Genomic DNA, 18,267 nt, shown 5'->3' on the forward strand with positions numbered 1-18,267 from the left:
ACGGGTGCGAGACCGCGCGCTGGAACCAGTTCTCCAGCGTGTTCGCCACGAACGCCACGAAGACCGCCGCGAAGACCGCGAAGCAGCGCTGACGGCTCCGGCCGGTCGGCCGGCGGGCGCCCGCCGCTGTGGGCGCCCGCGCCCTCCCGCGCCACGCCGGTATCCGCCGCCGCACCCCGTCATCCCCCGTCATCCCCCGACGCGCCCGCATCCACAGCCCGTAGACTTCCTGTCAGTGACACGGCGCGGGGCCGACGGCAGGATGGGGCCCGGGGGCGCCGGCGAAGTGCGGTAACCAGGGAGGAACGTCCGTCGTGAGCAGCAGGCCATCCCGAGGCGCTGCTCGCCTCGCAGCCATACTCGACGCCCTCCCCGACGCGCTCCTGCTCGTCAACTGCAACGGCACGGTCGTCAACGCCAACCACATCGCGCTGGAGACCTTCGAGGTCCCCGGCACCGGACTGGTCGGCCGCGGACTCCTCGACCTGCTCCCCGACTTCGACTCCCGCCGCATCCCCGGCTCGATGCGGCGCGTGGACGAGCAGGGCGGCGAGGACGGGCGTACGAAGCCGACCCGGATGGTCGCGCGGCGTACGGACGGCACGACGTTCCCGGTCGAGGTGACCAGCGCGAATCTGGAGGACGGCCGTACCCCGTACGCCGACCACCACCCCTACACCGGCGACGAGCTGCTGATGCTCGTCGTACGCGACCTCACCGGCACCCTCGACACCGAGGCCGAACTCGCCCGGCAGCAGCGCCAGACGGAGATGATCCTGCGCGCCGCCGCCGAGGGCGTGGTGGGGGTGGACACGGAGGGCAAGGTCGTCCTCGTGAACCCCTCCGCCGCCCAGATACTCGGCTATCGCGCCAGCGACCTCGGCGGCCGGGAGCTGCACACCCTCATCCAGCACTCGCGCGCGGACGGGTCCCCCTTCCCGTACGAGGAGTCGGCGATCGCGGACACACTGCGTTCCGGGCGCAAGCACCGGGTGCGTGCGCAGGTGCTGTGGGCGAAGGACGGCCGGTCGGTGCCGGTCGACCTGACGACCGCGCCCGTACGCGACGGTGACCAGCTCGTCGGCGCGGTGATGACGTTCACGGACCGGCGTGCGTACGACACGCTCGCCGAGCGCCACGCCCAGTTGCTGGCCGTCCTGGACGAGTCGCTGCGCGGGCCGCTGGAGCAACTCCGCGCCGAGCTGGGCACGCTGGCCGCCGACCCGGCCGGGCAGCTGTGGCCCGAGGCCAACCAGGTGCTGCACCACCTGACCGCCGGTTACGCCCGGATGACCACGCTTGTCGACAATGTGCTCAGCTTCCAGCGGCTCGACGCGGGCGCGGAGCGGCTGGAGCGCAAGAAGGTCTCCCTCGACACGGTCGTGACGGCCGGCGTCGAGGGCGCGATCGAACTGATCGGGCCGGGGCGCGCGCAGTTCGCCGTGCACGCCCCGCCGATAGACGCCGAGGTCGACGCGGAGCGGCTCGCGCAGGCGCTCGCCCATCTGATCGCGGATGTCGCGGGCGTCGACTCGACCGGCAATTCGCCGTCGCACGCGCCCGGAGGCGCGGGCCCCGGCGCCGGGGCGGCGGACTCGACGATCGTCGTCGCGGCGGCGCAGCGCGGCGAGGTCGTACGGATCGAGGTGCGCGGCCCGTACCCGGGCGGCGACCCGGTGCACGGGCCGATCGTGCGCGGCATCGTGCGCCGCCACGGCGGCGTGCTCCAGACGCACGAGGTGCCGGGCGCGGCGGGCGGCAGCGCGTACGTGCTGGAGGTGCCGATCTCCGCGAAGGGCGGGCCGGTGCCCGGCGGGTCCGAGCGCCTGGCGGACCGGGAGAACGCGACCACGGTGATGCCGGTGCCCGCTCAGCGGGCGCGGGGGACTGAGGCGCGCGGTGGGGCGGATGGGCCCGCAGAGGCTGAGGGGGGCGTGCAGCCGCCACGCGCGCCGCAGGCAACTGGTGATCAGCCGGGGCAGGGCGGTGGGCGGCGTGGTCGTCGGGGGCCCGAGGCGGGCGATGAGGGGAACGGTCCCGGCGGCCCCGGCGGTCCCGGCGGCCCCGGCGGTCCCGGCGGTCCCGGCGGTCCCGGCGATTCCAACGGCCCGGATGACACTTCCGGCGGCGGCGGTGGACGGCGTCGGCCGATCGGCCCGCAGCGGCCCGGCGGCGGCGCGGGGCAGCAGCCCGGCCGACAGCAGCCGAATGACGGCGCTGCTGCCGGTGGAAGTGGAAGTGGAAACGGCCATGGCGGCGACGGGAGCAGCGTCGGGAACGGGAACGGGAACGGCGGTGCGGGCGGGCCGATGCCGCCGCACGCCCAGCGCGCGGAGCGCCCCGAGCACCTCGTCGGCGGCCGCCTAGCGGTCGAGGCCGGGCCGCAGCACGGGGCCCGTACGGACGCGGGCGGCGGCATGGGCGGCGACGCGGGCAGCAAGGCCATCGCGCGTACGACGGGTGGCGGAACGAACGGTTCCGGGCAGCCGTACCGTCCACAGCGGCCCGGCAGCAGCGACCCCGCGTACGGGCCGCCGTCGCCCGGCGGGCAGGGTTACGGGCCGCAGGGCTCGGGGCCGGGCACCGGTCATGCCGGCCACCCCGGTCACCCCGGTCCCGTACAGCCGTCGGCTCAGCCGCAGGTGCAGGACCAGGCCCAGCCGCAGCCGACCGGGCGGCGGCGGGCGCGGCGCAGCCCGCAGGAGGAACAGCTCGGCGCGGGCGACGCCGAGGCGCAACCGCACGGACGGCCCAACCGGCACGGCCGGGGCGGGGGCTTCGATCCGTCGGATCAGTCGGATCCGACGGATCCGTCGAAGGCCGGAGCGGCGAACGGCGGTAACGGGCATGACGGCCAAGGTGCGCCCGGCGAGGGCGAGTACCCGGCGCCTACCGGCCGCCGCGCCCGCCGGGACGCGGCACAGCAGGCACAACAGCAGGCACAACAGGGACAGCAGGGACAGCAGGAGCAGCCCGCCGGACGGGCTGTTTTCGCGCTGCCGCCCGCCGAGGCCGACCGCACCCCGCAGTCGGAGCTCCCCACCGCCCTCGGCCCGACGCCGCCCGGCGGCCTCGCCCAGTACGACGCCGGCCAGTACGGGCCGGGGCCGGGCCAGCCGGGTGCTGCGGGCCCGTATGGCGCCGAGCAGTACGACGCGGGCCGGCAGGAGACGCCGTCCCGGCCCACGGGGCGGCGCGCTCGGCGTGCGCTGGCCGAGGGGTCAGAGCGGGCGGTTCCGGGGCAGGACGAGAACGAACCGGCCGCCCCGCGCGGCCCGTTCGCGCTGCCGCCCGCGGCTGCCGACCGCGCCCCGCAGCAGTTCTCGGAGTCCCCGGTGTCTCCGGAGTTCCCAGAGTTCCCGGAGGCTCGCTCCGGGGGTGACGAGGCGTCGGCCGCCATGGCCGGGGCGCCCGGCGGCCAGGGTGGTCAGGGCGGCCAGGGCCCGTGGGGCGCGGGCGGCGGCGAGCAGCCGTCGGGCCGCAGGCGGGCGCGGCGGCCGTTGGCCGAGGAGCCGCAGAGTGAGCGCGGCGAGGGAAATGCCCCCGGCCCGGAGGCCGACGCGCCCTCGCTGCCCCGCCAGATGCACCCGCACCAGCCCCAGCCCCAGCCCCAACCGTCGGCCACCGAGGCCGCGTCCGATCACAACGCCCCTGGTCAGGGGCAGGGTCAGGGCCAAGGGCAGGGTCAGGGTCAGCAGCGCTCGATCAGCGTGCGGACGCTCGGCCAGGGCTCCCCGTTCGCGCGGCCGATGGACGGCGGGCAGCGGCAGCAGCCCGCGCAGACCTCGACGCCCGCGGGCGGTACGTCCACGGGCTCGGGCGCGGGCTCGGGTTCAGGCCGGCGGCGCAAGCTCGGTACGCCGCCGGACACGGCCGACCGCGGCGTACCCGGCGCCGAGCCCACCGGCCCGCAGGGGCAGCCCCACGGCCACACCCCGCCCCAGCCGCAACCACAGCCCCAGCCCCAGGGCTCGTCCCAGGCTCAGTCCCAGCAAGCGCAACACCAGCAGCAGCCGCACCAGCAACCGCACCTCATGCAGGCCCCCTCCGAAGGTCGCGCCTACGCCATCGGAGCGCCGGACGAGGGCGCGGCCGAGGGCCCCGAACCGCTGGACGGCCCGAACGGCGCCGTCGAGGTGCACGACGAGCAACGCCCGCCCATGGACGATGAGTTGCCGCCCGAGCCGCTGGACAACCCGCGCCGGCTGCTCGTATGGCCGGCCCCCGACGTCACTACGCAGCAGGCGCTGAGCGACCGCGGCTACCGGCCCGTCATCGTGCACTCCCGCGAGGAGGTCGACGCGCAGATCGCCGCCTACCCGGCGGCGCTGTTCGTGGACCCGCTGACCGGGCCGATCACCCGCAAGGCGCTCCAGTCGCTGCGCCAGGCGGCGGTGGCCGCCGAGGTTCCGGTGCTGGTCACGGCCGGTCTGGGGCAGGCGACACGGGAGGCCGCGTACGGCGCCGACCCGGCCGTACTCCTGAAGGCGCTCGCCCCGCGCGACAGCGAGCAGCACCCGCCCCGCGTCCTGCTGATCGAAGAGCAGGAGCCGATCGCGGAGGCGCTGACGGGCACGCTGGAGCGGCGCGGCATGCAAGTGGGGCGCGCGGCGACGGACGCCGACGCGGTGGCGCTCGCGGCCCGGATGCGGCCGAACCTGGTGGTCATGGATCTGCTCCAGGTACGCCGCCGACGCGCCGGAATCGTCGACTGGCTGCGCGGCAACGGCCTGCTCAACCGCACCCCCCTCGTCGTGTACACCTCCGCCGACCTCGACCCGGCCCAGCTGCCGAGGCTCGTGTCGGGCGAGACGGTGCTGTTCCTGGCGGAGCGCTCGACGAGCGCGGAGGTGCAGGGGCGAATCGTGGACCTGCTGGCGAAGATCGGCAACAACTGACGGCTGTTCGGCTGCTGCTAGCCTCCGCTCCCGTGAACGACAGCGCGAACGACGGCGTGAACGACGGCGTGAACGACCTCGTGTACGTGGGCAGTGCGGGCAAGGACGCGGCGCTGGACCGGGGCTGGCTGCTCGGCCACTTCAAGGACGCCGACGACCCGCGCCACAGCGAGTCCGTAGAGATCAAGTGGGGCGTCCACCCTCGGGGCGACGAGCGGGCGCAGTGGGTGCGCGGCGAAGCGCGTACGGCGCTGCTGGTGCTCGTCAGAGGCCGATTCCGCGTGGAACTCCCAGGTCGGAACGTTCTCCTGGCGGAAGAAGGGGACTACGTGCTGTGGGGGCGCGGGGTCGATCACTCCTGGTTCGCGGAGGAGGAGTCGGTGGTGCTGACAGTGCGCTGGCCGTCCGTACCGGGGTACGCGGCGGAGGAGGCGGCAGCGGTGGAGGACCTGCCCGGGGAGCCATAACCGGACAGGCCCATGGAAGCCTGAGGGCCCCGGCTACGAACCCAACTCCGTGACCGGCAGCTCCCCCTCCGCATGCTGCCGCCGGATCACCTTCTTGTCGAACTTCCCCACCGACGTCTTCGGCACCGCGTCCACCCGCACCCACCGCTCGGGGAGCTGCCAGCGGGCGACGGTCTCGGCGAGGAATTCGCGGAGTTCGGAGAACTCGGCGGTGGCGCCTTCCTTGAAGACGACGGTGGCCAGGGGCCGTTCGCCCCACTTCTCGTCGGGGACGGCGACGACGGCGGCCTCCGCGACGGCGGGATGGGCCATGATCCGGTTCTCCAGCTCGACGGAGGAGATCCACTCGCCGCCGGACTTGATAACGTCCTTGGCGCGGTCGGTGAGGGTCAGATAGCCGTCCGGGGTGATCGTGCCGACGTCGCCCGTACGGAGCCAGCCGTCGGGGCTGAACTTGTCGTCGGGCCGGGAGGGCTCGCCGTCCACGCCGCCGTAGTAGGCCCCCGCGATCCACGGGCCGCGCACCTCCAGCTCGCCGGCGGACTCGCCGTCCCAGGGCAGGAACCCGCCGTCGGGCCCCGCCAGCCGCGCCTCGACGGGGGCGGGCAGCCGGCCGGCGGTGATGCGGTACGGCCAGGCCTCCTCGGCGGTGACACCGTGCGGCGGAAAGGCGATGGAGCCGAGCGGCGAGGTCTCCGTCATGCCCCACGCCTGCACGATGGTCAGCCCATGACGCTCCTCGAAGGCCCGCATCATCGACGGCGGACACGCCGAACCGCCGCTGACCAGGGTCTTCAGGCTGGATACGTCACGTGGCCGGGCGTCCAGCTCGGCGAGCAGCCCCTGCCAGATGGTGGGCACACCGGCGGTGAAGGTCGGCCGCTCGGCCTCGATCATCTCGGCGAGCGGCGCGGGTTGCAGAAAGCGGTCCGGCATCAGCATCGACGCACCGGCCATGAAGGCGGCGTGCGGCAGCCCCCAGGCGTTCACGTGAAACATCGGCACCAAAGGGGCACACAGGTCGTGCGGTGTGAGGCCAAAGACCTCGGCGCTGTTGACCTGCAAGCAGTGCAGGTACATAGAGCGGTGGGAGTACACGACCCCCTTGGGGTCTCCGGTGGTACCGGAGGTGTAGCACATGGCCGCACCGGTGCGTTCGTCCAGCTCGGGCCAGTCGTACGACGTCGGGCGGTCGGCAATGAGCTGCTCATAATCGTGCACGGTTGCGGCAACGCCGTCGAGCACTGAGCGATCACCGGGGCCGCTGACTACCACATGCTGAACAGACGGCACATGGGCCAGGAGCGGCGCGAGGAGCGGCAGTAGGTTGCCGTCGACGATGATGACGGTGTCGGCGGCGTGGTTGACGATCCACGCGATTTGCTCGGGCGGCAACCGCAAGTTGAGGGTGTGCAGCACCGCCCCCATGGAGGGGATGGCTAGATACGCCTCAAGGTGCTCGCAGTTGTTCCACATGAGCGTTCCCACAACGTCCGATTCCCGTACGCCTAGCTCGTCGCGGAGCGCGTGCGCGAGCTGTGCGGCGCGAGTGCCGACGTCGGCAAAGGCACGGCGTCGTGGTTCAGCTTCCCCGGCCCAGGTGACGACCTTGGCATGTCCGTGAATCGTCGATCCGTGGATCGCGATTCGCGAGACGAGCAGCGGTACGTCTTGCATGGTGCTCTGCATCGGGCCTCCGAAAGCCTGGTTACGCGGGGGTCCCGGGTGATTCTGCTGGGGTACCCGGTGGTAAGTCACTACCCCACGTAGGCCGTGTGAACAGCCCTACAGCCGACCGGCACCCACCTCGGCCGGTTGCCGGTCACCCCAGGGAACATCACTACGGGCAAGAATCTCGCCCTCGATGGGCTCCCATGGGTCGGGTTCCCATACGGGGTGTACCACGACAACGATCCCGCGATTGCGCTTCTTACCGTCGTCTGCGTACCCGACGACTACCCGACGCACGACCTGCTTGAGTAGGGCGTTCTTCTCTTCGACGAGCAAGGTATCCCACTCCTCGACGATGCCGACGACGATGGAGCGGAAGTCTTCAGCGGTCGGTGCGGTTTCGGCTTCAGCTATCTTGTTCAGTTCAGCTGTGATGCTGCCTTTCTTCCCGGTGAACTGGTTGCGGACGCGGGCGAACGAGTCCGCCGGGTACTTGTCTGGGTCGAGGGCGTAATCGGTCACGAGACGGTCGAGCGCTTTGTCGATCTTGGCCAGTTCGGCTTGCAGACGTACCCGTTCGCGTGCTGCGGCGGCGCGCTCATCGATCACAGCGCGACGGGCCTGTTCGGTGGCCGGCGCGGCATCGATGGCGGGCGCTGCTTCCTGCGCGAGCCACGCAAAGACCTCGGCTTCGACGTCGAGCCGCCGAGCGTTGATGTTCTGGGGGCACGCATTCTTTCCGCGATGCTTGTACTGGCCGCATACGAGGTAGTGGCCGCGTACGTTCTTGCCGTCGTATCGACCACTGTCGGATGCTGCGCTCAGGTGGTGACGACACAAGTTGTGCCGGGTGAGTCCGGTAAGAGCGTAGGTCGCCTTGCGGGCCCGCGGCGGCGTCCTCTTCATTTCCTCTCTGTGTTTCTGGTACCCCTCCCACAGGTCCCAAGAAATTATGGGGTCATGCGCACCAGGGATGAAGACGTATCGATTATCAACACACTTTCCGCTTTCCCCGAAAGCACATTTGCACGCAGGGTCGTGGATACGCAGCAGACCGGCAGCGAAACCCGAATCCATGTAACGGGCGAGGCCGGAGACATACCAAAGGCCGCCGCGACTATTGGTCAACCCCATACCGTTGTACCAGTGGACGAGCCGATTGAATCCGGCTCCGTTTTTGACCTTGCGGTCATAAGCCTCTTCCATGTACGGGGCGTACTGTTCGTGAACCTGGTACCACTCCTCTTGCAGTGTCCATTCGCCGAGGCGGTTAGGGTCGGGGACACGTCGGGGATGCCAGATGTAGCCGAAGCGCGAGCGACCAGTTGCGGGCAACTTCTTAGAGCGACGGTGGGCGTGGGCCTCTTTCCACTGCTCGCCAGCGCGGTCACTCTCGAACACAGCAAGGTCGAAGAGAATGGCGCGGTTGAATTTCCCCACGGCGGTTGATGCGTCGATGTCTTCAGTTGCGGACTGGAGCTGACCACCGACTCGTTCGAGGCGCGCAAGGTTGATCGCTATCCCCAGGTCATTACGACCGAATCGATTATATTTCCAGCAGCAAATCCCGACAGCATTGCGCCGCTCTACAGCTTCAATGCCTCGCATGATTTTGCGTTTGAAATTGCGGCCCGTCATGTCGAGATCTTCGATCCATTCGACGATGCGACGGCCGGCGCGACGCGCCCACGCCTCAATCGCTGTCTTTTGCAATTCGGGGCTGATTTTCTCCTCTCGCCAGGTCGATACACGTATGTAGCCGATATAGGGCTCCCCTAAGGTCGTCGACGCTTGAAAGGTGGGTGGTATCTGAGCGTTCATTGTGCCTTCCGTTTCAGTTGGAGACGGTGCTGTGGGCGTATTTGAGGCGCATTGCCCACAGCCTGATCGACGTGTGCGCGTCGCCCCGATGCGGGCGGCACGGTCGTCTGGTCGGGGATGTATTCGGTGGTGACTTCAAGGGGGGCCCGGCCTGTCGTCAGCAGAGGGCTGGCGAAGCAGGCCGCGATTTGCATGGTCGAGTCCGAGCCGGTACCCCTCTCGCCGGAGCGACTCCGCCGCATCGCGTGCGATGGCGCGGTGGCGCCGCGCCCTGGTGAGGATCAGTAATGGCATGGCCCCGATGGACACGCCCACCCCGACCGTTGCAAGTCGTGGACGGTCAGCCGCCACGGTGCCGGCCGCGATCAGAGCGAGGCCGGCGGTGAAAGCGGAGTGGGATACGGCAACTGCGAGTTGCTCCCGGGTGGCCATCAGGTGGTGCCTTTCTGTGCTGTTCATCCGCTTGAGCGGTGATCATCCGGCTCGGTGGCGCGAATGCCGTTCACCATCCGTTCGAAAGCTTGGACACCTTCCGGGCTGGTGATGCCGAGCTCCTCGGCAGCCTGCTTGGGTGTAATGGCGGCGGGGGCGATGGGCCGGGCGGCAGCGTCGAGGTCATCGAGGGACAGGACCGCTGCGCGCACGAGGATCTCGCCGAGCGGCTTGCGCAAGACCTCGGCTAGCGCGGTGAGCGTGCGCAGGTCCGGAAGTCCCTCGGCGCGCAGCAGTCGCGAGACGGTGGCCGTGCTGAGGCCGGCGTCTGCGGCAAGCCGCGCCTGTCCACCGCGGTCCGGGTACCGGCGTAGGCGCATCTGCTCCTTCAGCCAGGCTGCGAACGTGGCGGGCGTATGGGGGGTGGGCACGTCTTGTGTCATGTGTGAAATCTATCGCGCATGAAAGAAACGCACGGCAGAATCCCTCTCCTGGCATATTCCAGCCCTCCCCTCCACTCGCGCACAACGACGGCTAGCGCTCGCGAATCGAACGCATCTTCGACGCCGAGTGTAGGACCAGACCATTCCCCTGTCACTACCGTAACGACACCAACACCCTCTGACATACCCCTGCCCCAGGTCGGGGCGTTACACCCCGATTCGCGGCACCCCCCGACGAGGATGCCGCCGCGTGGGCACTTGTTTCACACACGAAACGTTAGTGCTATGTTTCTTGCATGAGAGGAACTCCAACGGACCTCTCACGAAAGGAACAGGTATGTCTTTCGCCCCTGGCACCCTGCTCGACGCCGCCCACAAGGCCGGCGACCACACCCCCGCCGACATGGCGCGGCGCATGGGCGTCGCCTACCTCACCGCGTACCGGTGGGCGACCGGCCGCACCACCCCCAGCCCCCGCGGCCTCGCCGCCATCGAGCGCACGTACGGCCTCACGCCGGCCGACCTGATGCGGCAGGAGGCCACCGCATGACCACCGTGATCACTCGTGAGCAGGCCGTCGCCGACGCCCGTCACGTCCTCGACCGCGCCCGCGCCCGCCGTGACGCGCTCCCGATCCGGGTCGCCGCCGAGCAGGCCGCCGCCGGCAGCTTCCGCAGCGCCGATGAGATCGAACTGATCCTCCGCCGACTGCACCACCAGGCACAGGGAACGGCCCCCGCCCGTGCCGCCGCCGAGCACCTGCACGCGGCCTGAACGACAACGGGCCGACCCGGATTGCGCCCGGGTCGGCCCCCACGCCCACCACTGAAAGGCACTGGACGTGACTACCGAAGATACCCGCCGCCGCGCCCCGCGCGCCGCCATCGCGATCCGCACCGTCCGGATCGCGCGCGAGCTGCATCACCTCGTCCCCGAGGCCGCCGTCGTGCGCTTCACCCCCGTGTGGACCGACCGCACCGGCACCCCCCGCCTCGCCCAGGTGGTGACGCTGCTCGATACCTACGGGCGTCCCGTCGACGCCGGCCTCGCCGCCCACCGCTACGCCCGCGACCTCATCCGCCGAGACTTCTCCCGCGCGGACTGGACGCGCCAGCACCGCTACGACGTGCGCACCGGCCACCTCACGCAGCTCGGCGCCCCCCAGCTCCCGCCCGCCTTCGGTGGTGCCCTGTGAGCGCCGACCGCCTGATCGGCGCCGTCCTCGACGCCGTCGCCGAGGCGTTCGCCGACGACCGGGCCACCGTCGAGCCCCTGCTCGACGACCTTGCCGCCGCACGGGCGCACGCCGACCACATGCGGCACTCCCCCGCCGCCACCGACTACGGACGCGAGCAGGCCACCGCCGCGCTCGACCTCGCCCGCGAGGACCTGCTCGACGTCCTCGAACTCCCCGAAGGAACTGCCCCGTGACCGTTTCCACTCTGCCCGCCCGCGCACAGCAGTCCGCCCCCGCCCCCATGCCCGGCGGCGCCCTGTCGTTGGGGCGCATGAGCCCGCAGGAGGCGTGGCAGTTCTGCCAAGGACTTGCCGGTACGCCTCTGCTGCCGGACGTCTACCGGAACAACCCCGCGTCGGTCCTGTGGGCTATGGAGTACGGGCGGGCCCTCGGCCTTGACGTCGTTACCACCATCACCACCATCCACGTCATCAAGGGCAAGCCCACTCAGTCCGCCGACCTGATGCTGTCCCGCGCCCGCGAGGCCGGGCACAAGGTACGCATCACGTCGGAGCGGGACCGGTGCATCGTGCGCATCGTCCGCCGAGATGACCCGGACGACGAGAACGTAACCGAGTGGACGCTCGACGACGCGGTGACCGCCCGCCTGTGCGAGCTCCGCGACGGCCGCCCGTACGCCCGCGACCAGAAGAACCAGCCCACCAGCTGGGAGAAGTACCCGCGCGCCATGCTCCGGGCCCGCGCCATCGCTGAATGCGTCCGGGCCGCGTGCCCCGAGGTGCTGCACGGTGCGATCTACACCCCCGAGGAACTCGGCGCCGTTGTCGACCAGGAGGGCAACGAGGTTCACGTCGAACGCGTCGACGCCCCGGTGCGGCAGCAGACGACCGTTGCCCAGCCGCCGGCACCGGAACACGACAGCCCGCCGCGCGACTTTCTCGCCGAGGCCCAGCAGGCGAGCGACGCCGCCGCGGTCCGGCAAGTGTGGGAGCAGGCCAAGGCCGCGGACGCGCCGCGGAACTACCTCGACCAGCTCACCGCCATCGGCCGAGAGAAGCCGGGCGCACGCAATGCCCAGCAACCGGCCGAGACCGTTGTCGAGGCCGAGGCCATCGAGGAGGAGCAGGAGCACGCCGCCACGTTGACCGCTATGTACGACGCCGCCGCCGAGATCGGGTTGTCGCGCGCCGAGGCCGATGAGGCGTTCGCCGTGCACTACGGACACAGCGTTGCCGAGGCCACCGTCGCCGAGCTGGCCGAGCAGCGCGACGACCTGCTCGACGCCGCCGAGAGTGTCCTGTGAGCGCCGAGGACGTCAAGGCAGCCACCACCCGTGAGGCCGTGCTGAAAGCCCTTCTCGACGAGGTGAAGGCCGCTTACGAGGAAGCACGCACGGAAGTGCAGCACCACCTCGACGCCGCCCAGGAAGCCAGCGGAGCACGCCAGTTCGCCGCAGCTCTGCCGGACGGCACGAAGGTCGGCACCGTGAGCCTGACCGGCGGGGAGCCTGCCGCGCAGATCACGGACCGCGCCGCTTTCGTCGCCTGGGCCCGGACGGAGTTCCCGGCCGAGCGTGTGACGCGCATCGTCAAGGACGTGCGCGAGGCTTTCGCCGAACGGCTGCTCGACGAGATGACTGCGGCCGGCGTGCCGCAGGTCGTCGATTCGGAGACGGGCGAGGTGCACGACGTGCCGGGCGTGGAAATCCGTCCCACACGGAAGCGGTCGCACAGCGTGCGGTTCGCCAAGGGCGGGCGCGAGGCAGTCGGCGAAGCGTGGCGCGGTGGACACCTCGCCGCCCTGGTACTGCCCGCCCTCGCTCCCGGGGCTGAGGGGGGCACCGCGTGATCGTCACACTTTCGACCTCGGCCGGTCCCATCGCCGTGGCCGCCGCCGAGCCTTCCCCAGGTCTGCGCATTTTCGAGATCCCCGCCAACGTCAGCCCGCTCTCGCCGTGCCGCTGGATCCTCGCGCACCACGAAGGCACTGGTCTGGCTGCGTTCGAGACCAAAGAGGCCGCGACGTTGGCCGCCGAGAAGGTGGCCCCGCTCGCCGACTGGACCCGCAATGCAATCACGGCCGCCAACGAGATCGGTCCCGGCGCAGGCATGGAACACCTGATGGCGCTGCTTCGGGTCTCCGGCGGACGCCACCCCAATACCTGACCCGCGCCACAGTACGGCCCCGGGGCGAGGACCAGCCGCCGCATTCCTCGCCCCGGGCGCCGCACCATCGAAGGAGCAGCACCCCGTGACTTGGTTCAAAGTCGACGACACGGCGTACGGCCACCCGAAGATGCTCAAGGCCGGAAACGCGGCGTTGGGCTTGTGGGTTCGCGCGGGCGCGTACGCCGCCCAGCACCTCACCGAGGGCGCCGTGCCCGGTGTGGTCGCCCAGCTCTACGGCACCGCCCCCCAAGCCCGCAAGCTGGTCACGGCCGGCCTGTGGCACGAGCACGGCCACGGGTGCGCCCGGTGTCCGCAGCCCGGACCCGGTGACTACGTGATCCACGATTTCCTGACCTACAACCCCACCCGTGCCCGCGTCGAAAGCGACCGTTCCGCCGCCGCCGAGCGCCAGCAGCGGGCCCGCGAGAAGGCCGCCGAAAGGCGCGTCGCCCGCGGAAACGTCTCTGAATCGTCCGCGAATCGACGACGAATCGACGACGATTCTTCGGCGGAAAGTCTCGAAAGCTCCGCGAATCAGATCGTGTTTCCAGACGACATCGCAGGTCAGGGCGGGTCGTCACAGCGTGACGGCGTTCCCCCGTCACGGTCCCCCCGACCCGACCCGACCCGTAGTACCTCCTACGGAGGTACTAACCCCCCTACCCCCCGCGACCGTCCCGGACCGGCAGGGCCCGCCGAGCAGATGCTCGCCCGCTGGTGGGAGACCTACGGCCGCAGTACGGCCCAGGGCCGGACCTCGGTCGGCCGCGCCATCGCCGATGCTCTCGCGAACGGCCTCGACCCCCACGTCCTGTGGTCCGCCCTCACCCGACTCGGCGACCTGTCGAAGCCCGTCACCGGCGGCACCCTGCAATTCGCCCTCGCCGAACTGAAGAAGCCCGCCCGCTCCCCTGGCGCCGACGTGATCCCCCTCGCCGTCGCCCGGCCCGGCCGCGTGGCCCGCGCCGTCGACCTGTTCGCCGCCGCACTCGACGACCCCCAGGAGACCGCCCAGTGAACCGCCGCGAAGTCGCCGCGCTGCTCGCCTACGCCGTACGCCTCGACCCCCGCAGCTCGCCCGCTGACCAGGCCGCCGCCGAGGAGACGCTCGACCAGTGGGCCGACATCCTCGCCGACGTCCCGCCGACCGCCCCGCATCCGGTCGGCCGCCACTGGGACGCCGCCCAGGTCGTACGCCACCACATCGCAACCTCGCCCTACCCGATCAAGCCGAGCGACGTTTCCCGCCCCTGGCACGCCTTCAAGACCGATGTGCTCGGCCGGCACACCGACCCCGTGCCTGCGGCCGACCCCGACAACCCCGAAGCATGGCGCGCCGAGCTCCTCGGCACCCGCACGGCTGTCGCCGCCGGCACCACCGCGGCCACCACGTTCCGCGAGTTGACCGGCGGACCCGCGCCAGAGGTCGCCGCCCGCCTCGCCGCCCTCGGCGAATACATGCCACGCACCGTCAAACAGCAGCTCGCCGCCTACCGGCCGCGCCGCGCCGAACGCGAACGCCTCGCCGCCGCCGCACTACCCGACCCCCTCAACGTCGAATGCCCCTGCACCTGGTGCCGCGCCCCGGCCGGGTCACCGTGCCTCGACCACCACCGCGCCCCGCGGCACAACGCGCACCCCACCCGCCTCGACCTCGCCGCCCTCCAGCAGCGCCAGGAGACCGCCGCATGAGCCGCCCGCGCATGTTCCGAGTGATCGCCGTATGGCCGGCCCCCGCGCCCGAGAGCCAGTACGAGAAGACCGACCGGGCCCGAGTCGTCGCCCTCGCCCGGAAGTGGGCACAGGCCGGCGCGACAGCCACCGTCGAGCAGAGCATCGGTAGTTGGCAGTGGCGCCACGTCCGCACGTACCGGCCGCCCACGGCAACGTTGCAGGACGAGTCCGAACCGGCGCCCGTCGCCCCGCCAGAGCCCGCCGAGGCCGTCCTCGACGACGAGCGCGACATGTACGAGCGACTCATGCGGCAGGCTCCAACCAGCCGAGACAGCCGCGGCCGGCGTCCCTGCCGACACGTCGTCAACCGCCGCGGAATCCGCTAGACCCCCTCCCCGAACCGGGACGACAACGCCGCCCCACACTCACTAGATTTCACGTACGATCCATTTGCCTGCATTTTGTTTCACACACGAAACGGGAGAGCCGTTGTCCGGCGCGACCGTCATCACCATCATTGGCAACCTGGTCGACGACCCCGAGTTGCGATACACCCCCGCCGGCGCCGCCGTCGCAAACTTCCGTATCGCCTCCACCCCCCGCACGTTCGACAAGACCACCAACGAGTGGAAAGACGGCGAAAGCCTCTTCCCGACCTGCTCCGCGTGGCGCTCCCTCGGCGAGAACGTCGCCGCATCCCTCGCCCGCGGGTCCCGCGTCATCGTGCACGGCCGACTCAAGCAGCGGTCGTACGAGGACCGCGGGGGCGTCAAACGCACCGTGTTCGAGCTCGACGTCGAGGACGTCGGCCCGTCCCTGCTGCGCGCCAGCGCCGCCATCACCAAGACCACCGGCAACGCCCAGCAGCGTCCGCACCAGGGCTACGGCCAGCAATCCGCCCCCGACCAGTGGTCGACCCAGGGATACAGCGAACACCCTCCGTTCTGACGGCCCCGGCGACCGGGCCCGCGTCCGGTCGCCGCCCGCCCCGCGCGCGCGAGCGCCCTTCGACTTCACCGAGACAGGAGCACCGTCCATGCCCACCCGCACCTTCACCCGTGCAGAACTCGACGCCCTCGGACTGCCCGACGACATGCCGAGCGCCGAGTACGCCGCCAAGTACCCCGAGGCCGCCGTCGAGCTGCACCGCGAACAGGTCGACTCCCGCCGATGGGTATCCGTGCACGAGCTGGTGTTCCGCGCTCCCGACGACGGCAAGGCGTACCGCGTCACCTACGTGGCGGGTCTCACCGAGCACCAAGACGTCAGCCCGTGGGAGTACGAGGGCGACACGGTCGACGCGGTCGAGGTCGAACCGTACGAGCGCCGCACTATTGCATGGTGCGCTGTCGAGCCGCGCGAGGAACAACAGCCCGAGGCCGACGACCGCCCGGGTCGCACCGCCCACATCGGCCCGAAGGAGGCCGGCCAGTGAGCAGCAAGGAACGCCGAGAGCGCGAGGAGCTGCGCACCGCGCGCCGCGACTCCCTGCTCGTTCTGATGTCCCGCGCTGAGCGAGGCGTGCTCACCCGCCCCGAGGCTGCCCAACTCCGGCAGCACGTCGAGGCCGAACTCACTCTCGCCGACCAGACGCGCGCCTCGGCCAGCGGACAGCGAGCCGCCAACCAGCGCATGCGGGCGCAACTCGACGCCGCACACGCCGCGGTCGTCGAGGCTGAAGGCGACCGCCGCCATGCCGAGGAGCGCGCGGAGAAGGTCGAGCAGCAGCTCGCCGAGGCCGAGGAAACGTCACTGCGGCACGCCCGCTACCTCGCCGACGCGCAGCGCGCATGCGGCGCCCCGGACTGGCCGAGCCTCGCCGCCACCATCCGGGCCACCGCGCGCGAAGCGCTCCACGCCGCCGACCGGTACCGCGGGGCGTGGCGCAGCGCCCGCCGCCGGGCTACTGCCCTCGCCCAACTCACCCCCGCACCCATCCAGCAGTGCTCCACGTGCGGCGCCGGATACACCCTCGGCACGCCATGCGGGACGTGCGACTACCGCGCCCGCATCGTCGAGCACGGCGCCCACATCTGACCTCGCCGGGGCGCGCCACGCTCGCGCCCCGGCCCCACACCCGGCCGAGGAGAACCGCCGTGCCGCACCCCGCCGCCCACACCACCGCCGCCCACCTCCGCACCATCCGGGAGCAGTGGGGCGCGCTGCTCGCCGCCATCGAGACGCCGCCCGCGTCGCGGGAGTGGCCGCCGCGCGAGACCCGCTCCCACCTCAACACCGGCCGCACCGACGAAAACCTGTTGGTCACCGACCGCGCGCCCCTGGTGCTCCGCGACCACCCCGCGCCCCTCAACGTCGACGCCCTCGACACCGGCCTCGCCGTCGAGCGGCTCGTGTTCGACCTCGCCGACACCCTTGCCGCCGCCGTCCAGCACACCGCCCCCGACGACCCCCGCCACTGGACCTACCAGCGCCCTGACGCCCCGACCGCGCGCGCCGCCGCAGGCTCCCGGGCGCACGGCCTCCACTGGGCCGCCGTGTACGTCGAGGCCCGCATACTCGACGAGGACACCGCCCCCGAGCACGACGAGGCCGGCCGACTGGTTGCCGCGCCGTTCTCCCCGCTCCCGGAACACCTGCTGCACGAGGCCGCCCGCGTGGCGCGAACGTGCGCAGACCGCGTGCGGCGCGTCCTGGCCCCCGACGAGATCACCCAGGCGCGTGCCCTGCCGACGCCGTGCCCGTCGTGCGGCGGCGCCCTGGTCGTCGTCGCCGCGCCCGCCGCGCCCCCGGTCGTCACCTGCCGCACCGGCGCAGCATGCGGAGCGGCAACCGGCAGGGACGTCGAGGGCCGGCGCGTGTGGGGGTGGCCTGAGTGCCTGCCCTTGCTGGCCACCGAGCAGGGGAGAGCGGGCATGGCCCGTTCAGCCTGACCGAGTGAAACGACTTGTGAACCCTATTGTGAAATCGCATCACATGCCGCTACAGTGAGGTTCACGCCGGACCTCACCCGGCGAAAAGCCAGACCTCACCCCGCGCCCACAACCAAGGGAGCAAACCCCATGGCCAAGTACGAAGCGACCGCCGAAACCATCTGGTCGACCACGCACAGCAACATGAACTTGTGGCACGCCTTCGGGCCCGACGGCAAGGCCCTGTGCAACCGCCGCATCCACCCGCGCTCGCACACCACGACCAACGACAACTGGCGCACCCGCGCTGAAGCCGAGAACTTCGGCACTCTGCACGACCGGTGCGTGAAGAAGTTGGAGCAGCACGCCGAGGCCGACCGCCTCGCCGCCGCCTCCCCCCTCGCCGCCGCAGCCGCGCTGCTCGCCAAGACCGTCGTACAGGCCGACACCGAACAGGCCGTCGCTACAGCCGAGCTGCTCGCCAAGCTCGACGAGCAAGGTGCCGGCACGTGGCGCGGCGAGTGGATCGGAGCCCTTCCGGCCGATGCTGCCTTGTTCGACCTCACCCCCGTCGGCGCCGAGCAGGGCGCGCTTTTCACCTGACCCAACCGCCCCGCCCCGCACC

The 18,267-nt window shown here is 71.3% G+C and carries 20 protein-coding genes and 1 pseudogene; 17 read left to right on the forward strand and 4 right to left on the reverse strand.

The features are described from left to right. The coding region (locus ACFU99_RS08560) for a hypothetical protein (RefSeq protein WP_384387749.1) at positions 1-193 on the reverse strand (193 nt) is incomplete at its 3' end. Between the two features lie 121 nt (positions 194-314). Here ACFU99_RS08560 and ACFU99_RS08565 point away from each other — a divergent pair. Next, positions 315-4,898: a PAS domain-containing protein gene (locus ACFU99_RS08565; RefSeq protein WP_384387751.1), complete on the forward strand. Its 4,584-nt coding sequence runs from the start codon at positions 315-317 to the stop codon at positions 4,896-4,898. 68 nt (positions 4,899-4,966) lie between these two features. Further along, positions 4,967-5,365 carry a signal peptidase I gene (locus tag ACFU99_RS08570; RefSeq protein WP_384387796.1) on the forward strand — a complete coding sequence of 133 codons (399 nt, stop codon included), beginning with the start codon at positions 4,967-4,969 and terminating at the stop codon, positions 5,363-5,365. 33 nt (positions 5,366-5,398) lie between these two features. Here ACFU99_RS08570 and ACFU99_RS08575 read toward each other — a convergent pair whose 3' ends face one another. The 3 genes from ACFU99_RS08575 to ACFU99_RS08585 form a co-directional block, all read right to left on the reverse strand. Beyond that, the gene (locus ACFU99_RS08575) at positions 5,399-7,054 is read right to left on the reverse strand and encodes a long-chain fatty acid--CoA ligase (protein WP_384387753.1); all 1,656 of its coding nucleotides are present in this window, start codon (positions 7,052-7,054) and stop codon (positions 5,399-5,401) included. A gap of 96 nt (positions 7,055-7,150) precedes the next feature. After that, positions 7,151-8,857 (reverse strand): recombinase family protein, encoded by a 1,707-nt coding sequence (locus ACFU99_RS08580; RefSeq protein WP_384387755.1) that lies wholly within the window; start codon positions 8,855-8,857, stop codon positions 7,151-7,153. A 455-nt stretch (positions 8,858-9,312) separates the two neighbouring features. Then, on the reverse strand, positions 9,313-9,732 hold the full coding sequence (locus tag ACFU99_RS08585) for a helix-turn-helix domain-containing protein (RefSeq protein ID WP_384387757.1): 420 nt from the start codon (positions 9,730-9,732) through the stop codon (positions 9,313-9,315). A gap of 337 nt (positions 9,733-10,069) precedes the next feature. On the opposite strand from ACFU99_RS08585, the gene ACFU99_RS08590 reads away from it, so the two are divergent. The 15 genes and pseudogenes from ACFU99_RS08590 to ACFU99_RS08660 all read left to right on the forward strand — a co-directional run bounded on the left by ACFU99_RS08590 (position 10,070) and on the right by ACFU99_RS08660 (position 18,245). After that, positions 10,070-10,282, forward strand: coding sequence for a helix-turn-helix domain-containing protein (locus tag ACFU99_RS08590; protein ID WP_384387759.1), 213 nt, complete (start codon positions 10,070-10,072; stop codon positions 10,280-10,282). Further along, positions 10,279-10,506: a hypothetical protein gene (locus tag ACFU99_RS08595; RefSeq protein WP_384387762.1), complete on the forward strand. Its 228-nt coding sequence runs from the start codon at positions 10,279-10,281 to the stop codon at positions 10,504-10,506. The genes ACFU99_RS08590 and ACFU99_RS08595 overlap by 4 nt, the downstream gene beginning before the upstream one ends. Before the next feature lie 67 nt (positions 10,507-10,573). After that, entirely contained in the window at positions 10,574-10,927 is a 354-nt protein-coding gene (locus ACFU99_RS08600; RefSeq protein WP_384387765.1) for a hypothetical protein, read from the forward strand. Next, positions 10,924-11,163 carry a hypothetical protein gene (locus tag ACFU99_RS08605; RefSeq protein ID WP_384387767.1) on the forward strand — a complete coding sequence of 80 codons (240 nt, stop codon included), beginning with the start codon at positions 10,924-10,926 and terminating at the stop codon, positions 11,161-11,163. The genes ACFU99_RS08600 and ACFU99_RS08605 overlap by 4 nt, the downstream gene beginning before the upstream one ends. Continuing rightward, positions 11,160-12,233 (forward strand): recombinase RecT, encoded by a 1,074-nt coding sequence (locus tag ACFU99_RS08610; protein WP_384387770.1) that lies wholly within the window; start codon positions 11,160-11,162, stop codon positions 12,231-12,233. The genes ACFU99_RS08605 and ACFU99_RS08610 overlap by 4 nt, the downstream gene beginning before the upstream one ends. After that, positions 12,230-12,778, forward strand: a complete 549-nt coding sequence (locus ACFU99_RS08615) for a hypothetical protein (RefSeq protein ID WP_384387772.1) — start codon at positions 12,230-12,232, stop codon at positions 12,776-12,778. The genes ACFU99_RS08610 and ACFU99_RS08615 overlap by 4 nt, the downstream gene beginning before the upstream one ends. Continuing rightward, positions 12,775-13,095 carry a hypothetical protein gene (locus tag ACFU99_RS08620; RefSeq protein ID WP_384387775.1) on the forward strand — a complete coding sequence of 107 codons (321 nt, stop codon included), beginning with the start codon at positions 12,775-12,777 and terminating at the stop codon, positions 13,093-13,095. Before ACFU99_RS08615 ends, ACFU99_RS08620 begins: the two co-directional genes overlap by 4 nt. An 85-nt stretch (positions 13,096-13,180) precedes the next feature. Continuing rightward, the gene (locus ACFU99_RS08625; RefSeq protein ID WP_384387778.1) at positions 13,181-14,116 is read left to right on the forward strand and encodes a mucin-2; all 936 of its coding nucleotides are present in this window, start codon (positions 13,181-13,183) and stop codon (positions 14,114-14,116) included. Continuing rightward, entirely contained in the window at positions 14,113-14,790 is a 678-nt protein-coding gene (locus ACFU99_RS08630; protein ID WP_384387781.1) for a cell surface glycoprotein, read from the forward strand. The genes ACFU99_RS08625 and ACFU99_RS08630 overlap by 4 nt, the downstream gene beginning before the upstream one ends. Then, a complete protein-coding gene (locus tag ACFU99_RS08635) occupies positions 14,787-15,158 on the forward strand; it encodes a hypothetical protein (protein ID WP_384387783.1) in 372 nt (123 codons plus the stop codon). Before ACFU99_RS08630 ends, ACFU99_RS08635 begins: the two co-directional genes overlap by 4 nt. Positions 15,159-15,261: 103 nt before the next feature. Continuing rightward, positions 15,262-15,669: pseudogene (locus tag ACFU99_RS08640) on the forward strand (single-stranded DNA-binding protein); the annotation flags it as partial. 139 nt (positions 15,670-15,808) lie between these two features. Then, positions 15,809-16,207: a hypothetical protein gene (locus ACFU99_RS08645; protein ID WP_384387786.1), complete on the forward strand. Its 399-nt coding sequence runs from the start codon at positions 15,809-15,811 to the stop codon at positions 16,205-16,207. Further along, the gene (locus ACFU99_RS08650; protein ID WP_384387788.1) at positions 16,204-16,809 is read left to right on the forward strand and encodes a hypothetical protein; all 606 of its coding nucleotides are present in this window, start codon (positions 16,204-16,206) and stop codon (positions 16,807-16,809) included. Before ACFU99_RS08645 ends, ACFU99_RS08650 begins: the two co-directional genes overlap by 4 nt. A gap of 59 nt (positions 16,810-16,868) precedes the next feature. Continuing rightward, positions 16,869-17,663, forward strand: a complete 795-nt coding sequence (locus ACFU99_RS08655; protein WP_384387791.1) for a hypothetical protein — start codon at positions 16,869-16,871, stop codon at positions 17,661-17,663. A 129-nt stretch (positions 17,664-17,792) separates the two neighbouring features. Further along, on the forward strand, positions 17,793-18,245 hold the full coding sequence (locus ACFU99_RS08660; RefSeq protein ID WP_384387793.1) for a hypothetical protein: 453 nt from the start codon (positions 17,793-17,795) through the stop codon (positions 18,243-18,245). The last annotated feature ends 22 nt before the right edge of the window (positions 18,246-18,267 follow it).

Source organism: Streptomyces sp. NPDC057654 (assembly GCF_042800135.1).
In the GTDB taxonomy this organism is placed as follows: domain Bacteria; phylum Actinomycetota; class Actinomycetes; order Streptomycetales; family Streptomycetaceae; genus Streptomyces.

Coding starts and splice junctions, on each gene's coding strand:
- ACFU99_RS08575 (WP_384387753.1), bottom strand. CDS start 7,054: ATGCAGAGCACCATGCAAGACGTACCGCTGCTCGTCTCGCGAATCGCG.
- ACFU99_RS08580 (WP_384387755.1), bottom strand. CDS start 8,857: ATGAACGCTCAGATACCACCCACCTTTCAAGCGTCGACGACCTTAGGG.
- ACFU99_RS08585 (WP_384387757.1), bottom strand. CDS start 9,732: ATGACACAAGACGTGCCCACCCCCCATACGCCCGCCACGTTCGCAGCC.
- ACFU99_RS08590 (WP_384387759.1), top strand. CDS start 10,070: ATGTCTTTCGCCCCTGGCACCCTGCTCGACGCCGCCCACAAGGCCGGC.
- ACFU99_RS08595 (WP_384387762.1), top strand. CDS start 10,279: ATGACCACCGTGATCACTCGTGAGCAGGCCGTCGCCGACGCCCGTCAC.
- ACFU99_RS08635 (WP_384387783.1), top strand. CDS start 14,787: ATGAGCCGCCCGCGCATGTTCCGAGTGATCGCCGTATGGCCGGCCCCC.
- ACFU99_RS08645 (WP_384387786.1), top strand. CDS start 15,809: ATGCCCACCCGCACCTTCACCCGTGCAGAACTCGACGCCCTCGGACTG.
- ACFU99_RS08660 (WP_384387793.1), top strand. CDS start 17,793: ATGGCCAAGTACGAAGCGACCGCCGAAACCATCTGGTCGACCACGCAC.